This is a genomic window from Stenotrophomonas sp. FR012 (genome assembly GCF_047520565.2).
Lineage (GTDB): Bacteria > Pseudomonadota > Gammaproteobacteria > Xanthomonadales > Xanthomonadaceae > Stenotrophomonas > Stenotrophomonas sepilia.
On the sequence record NZ_JAXBQL020000003.1, the window covers coordinates 154,995 to 167,202 of the forward strand.

The window sequence follows — 12,208 nt, forward strand, 5'->3', positions numbered from 1 at the left end:
CTTGCCAAGGAGACTTGCCATGAACTGGAACCGCTTGGGCTGTTGTGCCTTGCTGCTGCTGGCGCCGCTGCCCGCGCTCGCGCGCGGGTTGCATGTCAACCTGATTGACTATCCCTCCGACGAGGCCGGATGGGACCGTGCCTTTGCGCTGGAGGACGCGGTCGCCGGCGAATTCGCCGCATGGTGTGCCGACACCTTGTGTGAAGGTGATTACAGCAACTACCGGGTGATGGAGTTCCGCTGCGCCGTGCTCGCCCACCGCGGCACCGTGCAGCGCTGTGTCTGGGTGGTGGCCGCCAGCGAGCTGGAGGTTGAGCCCGACACGGGACACGTGCGGATCGACAACGGGAGCTGGGTCTGTCCGGTCGAAATGCAGCCCGGGGTGCCCGTCGACGCGTTCTACGCCTCCCTGGAAGCGCCGGGCGGCCTGACCGCGCCTTTGCCTGGGCTTGACCACGGCATCTTCGATGGGTTGCCTGAATGCCTGCGCACGCAGGGGAGGGTGGGCTGATGGGGAGCTTCCGTAGATGCTGGCTGTTGTGTGGCGTGCTGTCTGTCAGCCTGCCGTGCGCCGGTGTCGCGCAGGCTGCGCCTGCGTTCGTCGATGCGCGGGATTACGCCGGCCCGGGGGGCGGCCACGAGCGTTTCCTTGCTGCCGAGCGGCAACTGGTGCGTGGCTTCGATGAGGTATGTGGCGATACCTTCTGCGAGGGCGAGTACATCAATCTGTGGGCCATGCGCCTGCGCTGTTCCGTGGAACAGGCCACGGGGGTGGTTGCCCAGTGTGTATGGACCTTCGCTGGTAGCAACACCAGGGTAAAGCCCAGCGGCCTGATCACGGTCAACCGCGGACGCTATGCCTGCGTGCTGCCGCTGGCAACAGGAACACGCCTGGAAACCCTGTTGCAGGTGTGGGAAACGGGGGACGGGTTCGATGCGTTGCACGCGCCGCTGCCCGGCACGACTGCCAATACGTACGACGCACTGGTTGATTGCCTGTAGCCCCGGCAACGATACGAATGTGACTTATTCGCATTACCGGAGTAGCATGCGCGGCGCCTCCCGTCTGTCGTCCCGGCTCCGCGCATGTCCTCCAATGCTGCCTCCCTCACTGAGCTGCTGATCCGCGAGCGGCCCGCGCTGCTGCGCCGGGTGCAGCGCATCCTCGGGGGCGACAACGGCGCCGAGGACGTGATCCAGGCGGTCTGGTTCAAGGCCCGTGGGGTCGATGACAGCCAGGCCCTCGACAATCCGCGGGCCTATCTGTATCGGCTGGCCGCCAATCTGGCCACTGACCACGGCCGCGAATCGAGCCGCCGCAACCGGCTGCTGGCCGACCACTACCTGTGGGGGGCCGACGAGGTGATCTCCACCGAGGAGCAGGCTATGGCACAGGATGAGCTGCAGCGGGTGCTCGATGCGGCGGGTCACCTGCCGGAGCCGACCCGCACCATCTTCCGGCTCAACCGCCTGCAGGGCCTCACCCAGGCCGAGATCGCACGCCGCTTGGGGGTGTCGGTGACCACCGTCGAGAATCATGTGCGCTCCGCGCTGCAGCGCCTGGCCTGGGCGCGCAGCGGTCGATGAGCGCGCCGGCTTGGGGCTGGCCTTCGCGCAGACGTCTTGATCACTGGACCGTGGATGCGGTCTAGTTCCCCCGCCTGCGCTTGAATGCGCCTGTCCGCCAGCCGATGAGCCCGCCGAACATGCTGCCCGCTGCCAATGACGATGCCCTGGCCGAACAGGCCCGGGACTGGATCGCGTGGCTGGCCTCGGGTGACATCAGCGATGCACGCATGCAGGCGTTCGAGCACTGGCTGCAACAGCCGGGGCACCGCAGGGCCTTCGAACACGAGCGCGCGTTGTGGCGCAGTGTCGGGCCGCGCCCACAGGCCGCCGGGGCCAGCCGATGGCGTGGGCCGCATCGACTGCGCTGGGCGATGGCTGTGGCGGCAATGCTGGCGATGCTGGTGGCATGGCCGGAGGCGTGGCTGCGCCTGCAGTCCGATCATCGCAGCACGCATCAGGTGCAGCACGTGCGGCTCCCCGATGGCAGTCGGGCGGTGCTGGATGCGGACAGTGCGATTGCCGTGCGCTTCGATGCGAACGCCCGCGAGGTCGAGCTGCTGCGCGGGCGCGCCTGGTTCGAGGTCAGCCCGGATGCACAGCGGCGTTTCAGCGTGCGCGCCGGCAATGGCCTGGTCGAGGACATCTCGACCGCGTTCACCGTGGCGCGTGGAGACGAGGGGGTGGAAACCCAGGTTGGGCAGGGCAGGGTGCGCGTGGCCAGCCCGGCCGACGGTGGCTGGACCTACCTGCAGCAGGGGCAGCGTGCCGTCTACACTGAACGTGGCGGGGTCATGCGACGGGCTGACGTGACCGCCGACAGCGTCGGCGCCTGGCGCCAGGGCGAGCTGCTGCTGGAGCAGGCCAGCGTCGCCGATGCCGTGCAGTGGGTGGGGCGCTATCGCGCGGGGCCGACCTTCGTGCGCGGTGATCTGTCACGTCTGCCTGCAGTGAGTGCTGCGTTGCGCATCGACCGCCCGGAGCAGGCATTGGATGCACTGGCGGCAACGGCAGGTCTTCAGGTTACTCGTCTTCCATTCGGCGTCGCCATCGTGCAGTAGCTCCACGCCACGCGTGGATGAGCGTCCCTGTGCCGACCATCGGTCGGCACCCACCGCTACCACCGGCCAACCAACGGTCGGCACCCGCCGCGCCCCGTCGGCATCCCCCACGACCGCAAATTGCTCTTGGGGTTGTCGCGCGCCCAGCCGTCTTACCCGGCGAACGTACCCGCCGTCGCCACGTACGTCGCCGTGTCCGCCCGTGTTGCGGATGACGCCGCGTTCGCGGCACCGATTACCTGACAGGTTCTTCCATGTTCGACTCCCACCGCTCGGGCCGCGTACTGCGCCCGTCCCGTCTGTGCATTGCGTTGCTTGCCGCCGGGCTGGCCAGTACGACGCCACCCGCACTGGCGCAGAGCGCCCGCAGCGAGCACGCGGCCGTACTGCGCTTTGATATTCCTGCACAACCGCTGGATGAGGCCCTGCGCAGCTACATGCGCCAATCCGGCGTGCAGGTGGTGTACCCCGCATCGCTGGCACACGGCGTAACCTCCCACGCGGTCAGCGGCAGCCTGTCGGCCGACCAGGCGTTGCAGCGCCTGCTGCAGGGCAGTGGCGTGGCGGTGCGCCGGGTCAGCGCCGATGCGGCCACTCTGGGGGCAGCAACGCCGGTGCCGGCCGATAGCGGTGTGATCGTCACCGACACGCTGAGTGTGGCCGGCGACCGCGTCGACAGCGGTGCGAACAACGACGAAGCGCGCCTGCTCGACAGCTATCGCAGCGTGGGTTCGACCACCACGCTCGACCGCACGCATCTGGAGCGTTTCCGCGGCACCTCCAACGGTGACATCGTCAAGGGGGTGGCCGGTGTCACCGCCGGTGATCCGCGCGTGGGCAACGGCTTCGACGTCAACATCCGTGGCATCCAGGGCCAGGGCCGCGTACCGGTGATCATCGACGGTGGCCAGTCCAGCATGGACACCTACCGCGGCTATGCGGGCCAGTCACAGCGCACCTACCTCGACCCCGACCTGATCTCCAGCCTGACCATCACCAAGGGCCCGAGCCTGCAGGCCAACGCGTCCGGCGGCATCGGCGGCGTGGTCGAGATGGAGACGTTGAAGATCGGTGACGTGCTGCGCGAGGGCCGCGACTTCGGCGTGCGCGTGCGCGGTGGCCTGGCCAATGGCAGTGCCAACAACCTGCCGTCATACAGTGCGGCGCCGCGCAGCGATCGCAGCGCTACCGGCAGCCAGTTCTTCAACGTGGCCGGTGCCGGTCACTGGGACCGCTTCGACCTGGTTGCGGCCTACGCGTACCGGGACAACGGCAACTACTTCTCCGGCAAGCATGGCTACGATGATTTCCCGCAGACGCGGCGCACGCTGGCGCCGCTGAATCCGCCGCGTACCGAAGTGTTCAATACCTCCTCGCGTTCGAAGTCGGCGCTGCTCAAGGGCACCTGGCGCATCGATGACACGCAGAGCCTGGAAGCCGGCTACCGCCGCTATGAAGGCACGGCCGGCGAGATCATGGCCTCGCAGATCATCCGCGTCGACCGTGACCGCATCCCGCAGTGGGACCCGGGCCACGTCGACATGGACAGCTACACCCTGCGCTATCGCTTCAATCCGGACAGCGGGCTGATCGACCTGCGCGTCAACGCTGCGTACACCGACACCGACAGCGTGATGTACAACAGCCTGACCGGCATCACCCCGTGGTACTTCGACCGCCGCACAGAGTGGTATGACGCACCCAGCTTCAGTGGCGATCCCGGTTACAAGGATGCCTACCGCAATCCGTTGCGGCAGAAGCGCTTCGGCCTGGATGCCAGCAATACCTCCAGGTTCGACACCCGCGCCGGTGCGTTCACGCTCGACTACGGCCTGTCCTACAGCGACGAAGACATCGCCCCGGGCAGCTCGGGCCCGATCATGCACGATGACCTGGTCAACAACCGCTTCCTGCGTAATGCCGAGCGCAAGGAATACAGCGCCGTGGCCGCGCTGAAGTGGCAGCCCGACGAACACTGGGAGCTGCTGGCCGGTGGCCGCTGGAACCGGGTGGACGTGCACGACCGCAACCGGCTGGCCACGCCCGATGCCTACGAGGTGCAGGGCCAGTACCGCTACACCGAGCTGCTCAACGGCAACCCGGCACTGCCCTCGTGGCGCGCCAAGCGCATCGCGTTGCTGAACTGGTATCCGGATGCCAACGGCAACTTCACCCAGGCCTCGCTGCTGGCCTCGCCGTACAAGAAGGGTACGGTGGGCGACATCGCCGGCTGGAACTTCTACGACGCCGGCAAGCCGCAGGATCTGGAAGTGCCGGTCAGCTGGAGCTGGTCGCAGCCGATCCGCCGTCGCGACACCGCGTTCTCGCCTACCGCCAGCGTGGCCTACCGTTTCAGCGAAGACACCCTGGTCTACGTGAAGTACGCCGAAGGCACCAAGCTGCCGAGCCTGTTCGAGACCACGCTGGGCCTGTTCACCGCTGCCAAGCCGGTCGGTGAGCTGAAGCCGGAGCGCGCGCGCAGCTGGGAAATCGGTGCCAGCACCCTCCGCTACGACCTGTTTACCGCTGGCGACCGCCTGGCGCTGAAGCTGGCGTACTTCGATACCCGCATCGACGACCTGATCACCCGTGACTACCGCACGCTTTCGGCCGGCCTGATCCGCAACGTCGATCAGTTCAAGGTCTCGGGCATGGAATTCCAGTCCAGCTATGACAGCGGCAAGGTCTTCGCCGACCTGTCCGCGCATTACTATTTCAAGGCCAAGACCTGCGCGCCGGACATCGCCGCCGAGCGTCGTGCCTATGGTGCGCAGCGCAGGAACGACGAGCTGGCCAATACACCCAACTGCGTGGACGGTGGCTTCGAGGGCTCGTACACGAACACCCAGAACCCGCCGCGCTACACAGTCAACCTGATCCTGGGCTCGCGCCTGTTCGACGAGCGCCTGACCTTCGGCACCCGCATGGTCCACAACGCTGGCCCGATCAGCAAGTTGGACAAGGACTGGAACGTGGGCCTGTCGGCGATCCAGCAGCTGTACCGGCCGAACACCTTGGTCGACCTGTTCGCCAGCTGGAGCTTCAACGACCAGCTGTCGGTGGAAGCCGGCGTCGACAACCTGACCGACCGTTACTACCTGGACCCGCTGGCCCTGGGCGTGATGCCGGCACCGGGCCGCACCGCGCGGTTGGCGTTGACCTGGACGTACTGACCGCCAGCGCAGAGCGCCTTTGGTGGGTGCGGACCTCGGTCCGCACCGCTTCTGCCGTGCAATCGCCAGCGTCTGGTCACGCCCGGCGTCTGCTTACAGCCCGGTCGACGCCTTCACCGCATCTTCGTGCAGCGACTCGTTCAACTCGTCCACCACGGTAGTCCATGCCGCATCGGCCTGCAGCGACTCGGCCAGGAACTGGCGCTGGGCATCGTTCCAGTAGGGCGCCTCGACGACTTCGACGTCGGTGGCCAGCTGGTGTTCGCGGATGAAGCGGGCGATACCCTCGGCGCTGGCATCCAGGCCCAGCTGCAGGAACAGGTTGGTCATGCGCGGTTCGGTGGTGATCATCGTCGGTTCCGGATGGACAAGGGGATGGCCCATTATCGGTGTAGACGGCCTTGGGGAAAGCCCCGTGGCAGACGTCTACAGCAGGACGACCCTCCTGGCATTCCCCCATGAACGCACACATCGCTCCCGAAGACAGCCGCAGCCTGCGGCTCAAGGCCGCCACCCGCGACAGCCACGGTGCGCTGGACAAGCGCATCATGGCCGGTGACATCTTCGCCGACCGCAGCAACTTCGCCCGTTTCCTGCGCGTGCAGTATCGCTTCCACCGCAGCATCGATGCGCTGTATGCCAACCCTGCCCTGGGCGCATTGCTGCCCGATCTCGGAGAGCGCCGGCGCCTGACACAGGTCGCACGCGACCTGCAGGACCTGGAGCAGGCCCTGCCTGGCGCGGACATCGACGCGCTGCCCTCGGACCTCGCGCTGCCGACTGCGTTGGGTTGGCTGTACGTGGCCGAAGGCTCCAATCTCGGTGGCACCCTTCTGTACAAGATGGCGGCCAGGCTCGGCCTGCACCGTGATTTCGGCGCCCGCCACCTGGCCGCCCATCCCGATGGCGCAGCGCGCCACTGGCGCGAGTTCACCGCTGTGCTGGACGCGGTGCCGCTGAGTGCCGAGCAGGACCAGCAGGTGATCGATGCAGCCGACGCTGCGTTCCGCAGCGTGTACCGCCACGTCGAAGTGGAATTCGCCTGATGCGCGGCGCGCGCCCGCAGGTGCAGCGCTGATGCGCTGGCTCTGGTTCGCGCTGGGCTGGCTGATGGTCGGCCTCGGGGTGATCGGCGCATTGCTGCCAGTCATGCCGACCACCATCTTCCTGATCCTCGCGGTGGGCTGCTTCGCGCGCAGCTCGCCGAAGTTCGAGCAGCGCCTGCTGGCGCATCCACGCTACGGCCCGTCGCTGCGGCTGTGGCGCGAGCAGGGTGCCGTGTCGGGCAAGGGCAAGGCGTTTGCCAGCGCAGGCATGGCGGCGGGCTTTGCCCTGTTCTGCTGGGGCGCGCATCCGTCGTGGCGCCTGTTGCTCGGCGTGGGCCTGTTCTTTGCCGTCAGCGCCGGTTACGTGCTCAGCCGGCCGGCACCGCGACCGGAGCCCCATCCGGTCGTGGAAGTGGACGACGCCAACGATCCTCGCGCGGCCCGCCGCCGCCCGAGGTGGCCGGCGACCCGGTGAACGTGATGGTGCCCGTGTGGTTCTTCCTGCGCGGGCGGTGACCGCCATCGGGGTCGGATCCCTTTCCGCAGGAAAGGGTTCTGACCCCGTCGAGCCTGCCATCCACGCGTCGCGTGGATCTACAGCAGCGGCACCAGCAGCAGCGCCACGATGTTGATGATCTTGATCAGCGGGTTGATCGCCGGGCCGGCGGTGTCCTTGTACGGGTCACCAACAGTGTCGCCGGTCACTGCGGCCTTGTGCGCTTCGCTGCCCTTGCCACCGAAGTGGCCATCCTCGATGTATTTCTTGGCATTGTCCCAGGCGCCGCCGCCGGTGGTCATCGAAATGGCCACGAACAGGCCGGTGACGATCGTGCCGATCAGCAGGCCGCCCAGTGCGCGCGGCCCCAGCAGCAGGCCGACCACCACCGGCACGGCGACCGGCAACAGCGAGGGCACGATCATTTCGCGGATCGCCGAGCGGGTCAGCATGTCCACCGCCTTGTCGTACTGCGGCTTGCCGGTGCCCTGCATGATGCCGGGAATCTCGCGGAACTGGCGGCGCACTTCTTCCACCACTGCGCCCGCCGCGCGGCCGACCGCTTCCATCGCCATCGCACCGAACAGGTAGGGAATCAGGCCGCCGATCAACAGGCCGATGATCACCGTGTGGTCGCTGAGATCGAAGCGGAACTCCTGGCCGGGATTGGCTGCCTGCAGGTTGTGGGTGTAGTCGGCGAACAGCACCAGTGCCGCCAGCGCCGCCGAGCCGATCGCATAGCCCTTGGTCACGGCCTTGGTGGTGTTGCCCACCGCATCCAGCGGGTCGGTGATGTCGCGGATCTCCGAAGGCAGCTCGGCCATTTCGGCGATGCCACCGGCGTTGTCGGTGATCGGGCCGTAGGCATCGAGGGCGACGATCATCCCTGCCATCGACAGCATCGCGGTGGCGGCAATGGCGATTCCGTACAGGCCGCCCAGCGCGAACGCACCCCAGATCGCCGCACACACCGCCACCACCGGCAGCGCGGTGGATTTCATCGAGATGCCGAGTCCGGCGATGATGTTGGTGCCGTGGCCGGTGGTCGACGCCTGCGCCACGTGCTGCACCGGCTTGTACTGGGTGCCGGTGTAGTACTCGGTGATCCACACGATCAGGCCGGTCAGGACCAGGCCGATCAGCGCGCAGCCATACAGCGCCATCGGTCCATGCACGTTGTCGGACATCAGTCCGGTGGTGATCGGGTAGAAGGCGATGGCGGCCAGCACGCCGGAAACGATCACGCCCTTGTACAGCGCGCCCATGATCGAGCCGCCTGGCTTCACCTTGACGAACAGCGCGCCGATGATCGAAGCGATGATCGACACGCCGCCCAGTACCAGCGGATACAGCACCGCGTTGGCACCGGCTTCGGCCAGCATCAGGCTGCCCAGCAGCATGGTGGCGATCACGGTCACCGCGTAGGTCTCGAACAGGTCGGCCGCCATGCCGGCGCAGTCGCCGACGTTGTCACCGACGTTGTCGGCGATCACCGCCGGGTTGCGCGGATCGTCCTCGGGAATGCCGGCTTCGACCTTGCCGACCAGGTCGGCGCCGACGTCGGCGCCCTTGGTGAAGATGCCGCCGCCCAGGCGCGCGAAGATCGAGATCAGCGAGGAGCCGAAGGCCAGGCCGACCAGCGCGTGCAGCGCCTGTTCCATCGGCAGGCCCATCTGCAACAGCAGTGCGTAGTAGCCGGCCACGCCCAGCAGGCCCAGCCCGACCACCAGCATGCCGGTGATCGCGCCGCCGCGGAAGGCGACGTCCATCGCCGCGCTGATGCCGTTGCGCGCCGCCTCTGCGGTACGCACGTTGGCGCGTACCGACACGTTCATGCCGATGTAGCCGGCGGCGCCGGACAGCACCGCGCCGACTGCAAAACCAATCGCGGTGTACCAGCTGAGGAAGATGCCGACCAGCACGAACAGCACCACGCCGGCGATGCCGATGGTCAGGTACTGGCGGTTGAGATAGGCACGCGCACCTTCCTGGATCGCGGTGGCGATCGCGATCATGCGCGCATTGCCGGTGGGTTGGCGCAGGATCCAGCGCGCCGAGACGATTCCGAACAGGATCGCGAGAATGGCGCAGCCCAGCGCCAGTGACAGCCCGTGACGTTCCAGCATTAGACCCCTCCGCAGAATGGATGTAGGCATCCAGTGGCGATGAACGGCACCACGAGGGGGACGACGGGCTGCAGCCTGGAACCAACCCGTACCGACCTTGGTGGTCGTCCGACGTATGGCGGTGTTCAGCATTCCCTGGTGCCCGCAGTATGCGTGCCGCCACTTGTAGAGTCGAGCCATGCTCGACTGGCTCGTGGGAGCCGCGGCGCATGCCGTCGGGCCCTGGGCATGATTGGCGAGCCAACGGCCTTTGCACCCCGTTAAGGCAGCCTCTGCAAGCCTGCGCACAGCCCCGTAGGAGATTCCCCATGCGCCTGTCCCTGTTGATGCTTGCCGCCCTGGTCCCGGCCGCACCGGCCTTCGCTGCGGAAACGCCGGAACTGCAGCGTGCGGTCGGTGCGCCGCAGGCGGTGGGCGCGGTGCATACGCTGCGGCAGATCCCCGAGGCCTGCGCGCGGCTGGAAGGTGCGTTCACCGGTGATGCCGCCGCGCCATATCGCTTCTCCGCCGTCCGGACCAGCGAGCAATGCCAGCCACGCGCGCGCTTCGTCGATTACACCAAGGCGCAGCCGAGTGCCGACAAGGGCTGGAAGCTCAATGATGTGATCCGCGTGCCCAACGCCGCGTGCCCGGCGCAGCAGGCGGTGGTGCGGGTGTGGCGCCTGCCGTCGAGCCACAAGGTCGAGCTGGACGGGCAGGGCCAATCGCGCATTTACCTGGAGGAGGCGAAGAAGCAGGCCGCCGCCGGCCAGATTCCGCAGGTGACGATGTTCGCCGCGCAGCTGCAGATGGAAGGCAAGGCCTGCAATTGAAGTCGCGTGGCTGGTGCACCCGTGCCGTCATCCACGGCCGACATCCGGCTGATCAATCCGCCAGCATTGCCCCGCGCGCCACCAGCAGCTCGCGCAATGCCCTGCGGTGGCAGTGCGCTTCATCCTCGCAGTAGCAGCCCACGCTGATGTCGCTGTGTTGCGACATCGCGGCCAGAAGGTCCAGCGCGTGGGCGGCATCGGGCGCCTTCATCTCGGCCTTGTAATGGCGGAAGAAGGCGGTCCAATCGGCCGCCGTCGTTGCCTCATGTGCCCGCTTCACCAGCTCCGCGCTGGGTGACAGCGTAGGAAACCAGACGTCGTACCAGTCCTGTCGGGCGAACTCGCTGCGCGGCACGCCGCGCGGTGGGCGCCGAACGGTCCCGATGCGCAGTCCCTCGCCGGGTTGGCGCGGCGTACCGAGTCGGACAACACGCAGTGCCATGCTGATCTCCATGAAAAGGGGACGGAGGGGATTAAGTCGTATCCGATCCACTGCTGATGCTGTTGGAGATGACAGAGGGGCGTATGCGACTTAATCCCCTCCGTCCCCTTTTTCAGGTCAGCCTTCGAAGGCCGGCAGTTTCTGCTTCACCGCTACGTTCTTCAGGGTGACGTACTTCGGCAGGCCATCGGTGCCATAGGGAAGCGGTGCTTCGCCCTTGATCAATGGCGACAGGTAGGCGCGCGCCCTGGGCGTGATGCCGAAGCCATCGCGGCGGATGAAGCCGGCCGGCATTTTCTTCTCGTGGTTGGCGATCTTCGACAGCGGCGCCGCTTCGATCTTCCAGCGATAGGGCGCATCGCTGCTGCGCACGATCACCGGCATCACGCCATTCTGGCCCTTCAGGGCCAGCTGCACCGCGGCCTTGCCCACCGCCTGCGCCTGCTCCCAGTCGGTCCTGCTGGCCAGGTGGCGGGCCGAGCGCTGCAGGTAATCGGGCAGTGCCCAGTGCACCTTCAGGCCCAGCTGATCCTTGACCCGGCCGGCCAGGTGCGCCGCCACGCCGCCGAGCTGCGAATGACCGAACGAGTCCTTGCCACCGCCTGCATCGGCAACGAAGCGGCCATCGGCGGTTGCAATGCCTTCCGACGCCACCACCACGCAGTAGCCGACGCGCTCGACCACGGCTTTCACCTTGGCCAGGAACGTGGCCTCGTCGTAGGCGCGCTCGGGCAGCAGGATGATGTGCGGCGCTTCGTCATCACCGTTGCCGGCCAGGCCGGCGGCGGCGGCCAGCCAGCCGGCGTGGCGGCCCATCGCTTCGTAGATGAAGACACGGGTGGACGTTTCGGCCATCGCCGCCACGTCCAGTGCTGCTTCGCGCACCGAGACCGCGGTGTACTTGGCCGCTGACCCGAAGCCGGGGCAGGTATCGGTAACGGCAAGGTCGTTGTCGATGGTCTTGGGCACGCCGATACAGGTCAGGTCGTAGCCGGAGGCCTTGGCCAGCTGCGAGACCTTCAGTGCGGTGTCGGCCGAGTCGTTGCCGCCGTTGTAGAGAAACCAGCGCACGTCGTGGGCCTGCAGCACCTCCAGCAGGCGGTCATAGCGGGCGCGGTCGGCATCCAGCGATTTCAGCTTGACCCGGCACGATCCGAAGGCGCCGCCCGGGGTATGGGCGAGGGCGCGGATCGCGGCGGTACTCTCCCTGCTGGTGTCGATCAGCTCCTCGCGCAGCGCGCCGAGGATGCCGTTGCGGGCCGCCAGGACCTTGATGCCCTTGGCCCGGGCCTGCTCGATCACCGCTGCCGCCGTGGCATTGATGACGGCGGTGACACCGCCGGACTGGGCATAAAGGAGAGTACCGTTGCGCATGCTTCTACCTGCTCGGGGGAGGGGACATTGCAGGGACATTACCCGGATGCGGTAAAGTGGCGCTATTGCGGTGCAGCGATACCGGACCGTCCGGGACGCGAACCTTCTTTGT

Annotated in this window: 12 protein-coding genes; 8 read left to right on the forward strand and 4 right to left on the reverse strand. The window is 67.2% G+C overall.

The annotated features are described in order from the left end of the window. Nucleotides 1-19 precede the first annotated feature (19 nt). The 5 genes from ACM0O9_RS06905 to ACM0O9_RS06925 all read left to right on the forward strand — a co-directional run bounded on the left by ACM0O9_RS06905 (nucleotide 20) and on the right by ACM0O9_RS06925 (nucleotide 5,800). Nucleotides 20-511 (forward strand): hypothetical protein, encoded by a 492-nt coding sequence (locus ACM0O9_RS06905; protein WP_005419076.1) that lies wholly within the window; start codon nucleotides 20-22, stop codon nucleotides 509-511. A 35-nt stretch (nucleotides 512-546) separates the two neighbouring features. Then, the gene (locus ACM0O9_RS06910; RefSeq protein WP_235649113.1) at nucleotides 547-1,002 is read left to right on the forward strand and encodes a hypothetical protein; all 456 of its coding nucleotides are present in this window, start codon (nucleotides 547-549) and stop codon (nucleotides 1,000-1,002) included. Nucleotides 1,003-1,086: 84 nt separating this feature from the next. Then, nucleotides 1,087-1,587: an RNA polymerase sigma factor gene (locus ACM0O9_RS06915; RefSeq protein WP_235649114.1), complete on the forward strand. Its 501-nt coding sequence runs from the start codon at nucleotides 1,087-1,089 to the stop codon at nucleotides 1,585-1,587. 104 nt (nucleotides 1,588-1,691) lie between these two features. Next, nucleotides 1,692-2,627, forward strand: coding sequence for a FecR family protein (locus tag ACM0O9_RS06920; RefSeq protein ID WP_235649115.1), 936 nt, complete (start codon nucleotides 1,692-1,694; stop codon nucleotides 2,625-2,627). Nucleotides 2,628-2,881: 254 nt separating this feature from the next. Further along, nucleotides 2,882-5,800 (forward strand): TonB-dependent receptor, encoded by a 2,919-nt coding sequence (locus ACM0O9_RS06925; RefSeq protein WP_235649116.1) that lies wholly within the window; start codon nucleotides 2,882-2,884, stop codon nucleotides 5,798-5,800. 93 nt (nucleotides 5,801-5,893) lie between these two features. Here ACM0O9_RS06925 and ACM0O9_RS06930 read toward each other — a convergent pair whose 3' ends face one another. Further along, nucleotides 5,894-6,151: a DUF2789 domain-containing protein gene (locus ACM0O9_RS06930; RefSeq protein ID WP_065185344.1), complete on the reverse strand. Its 258-nt coding sequence runs from the start codon at nucleotides 6,149-6,151 to the stop codon at nucleotides 5,894-5,896. A 107-nt stretch (nucleotides 6,152-6,258) separates the two neighbouring features. Between ACM0O9_RS06930 and ACM0O9_RS06935 the strand changes: the two genes are divergently transcribed. Further along, nucleotides 6,259-6,846 (forward strand): biliverdin-producing heme oxygenase, encoded by a 588-nt coding sequence (locus ACM0O9_RS06935; RefSeq protein ID WP_164262099.1) that lies wholly within the window; start codon nucleotides 6,259-6,261, stop codon nucleotides 6,844-6,846. A 31-nt stretch (nucleotides 6,847-6,877) separates the two neighbouring features. After that, a complete protein-coding gene (locus ACM0O9_RS06940) occupies nucleotides 6,878-7,321 on the forward strand; it encodes a YbaN family protein (protein WP_188239653.1) in 444 nt (147 codons plus the stop codon). Between the two features lie 119 nt (nucleotides 7,322-7,440). On the opposite strand, the gene ACM0O9_RS06945 is transcribed toward ACM0O9_RS06940, so the two are convergent. After that, nucleotides 7,441-9,468, reverse strand: coding sequence for a sodium-translocating pyrophosphatase (locus ACM0O9_RS06945; protein WP_005419062.1), 2,028 nt, complete (start codon nucleotides 9,466-9,468; stop codon nucleotides 7,441-7,443). Nucleotides 9,469-9,776: 308 nt separating this feature from the next. Between ACM0O9_RS06945 and ACM0O9_RS06950 the strand changes: the two genes are divergently transcribed. Beyond that, on the forward strand, nucleotides 9,777-10,280 hold the full coding sequence (locus tag ACM0O9_RS06950; RefSeq protein ID WP_061480501.1) for a hypothetical protein: 504 nt from the start codon (nucleotides 9,777-9,779) through the stop codon (nucleotides 10,278-10,280). Nucleotides 10,281-10,332: 52 nt separating this feature from the next. Here ACM0O9_RS06950 and ACM0O9_RS06955 read toward each other — a convergent pair whose 3' ends face one another. Further along, a complete protein-coding gene (locus tag ACM0O9_RS06955) occupies nucleotides 10,333-10,722 on the reverse strand; it encodes a DUF488 domain-containing protein (protein WP_005419050.1) in 390 nt (129 codons plus the stop codon). Between the two features lie 117 nt (nucleotides 10,723-10,839). Continuing rightward, entirely contained in the window at nucleotides 10,840-12,096 is a 1,257-nt protein-coding gene (locus ACM0O9_RS06960; protein WP_235649117.1) for a 6-phosphofructokinase, read from the reverse strand. Nucleotides 12,097-12,208 lie beyond the last annotated feature (112 nt).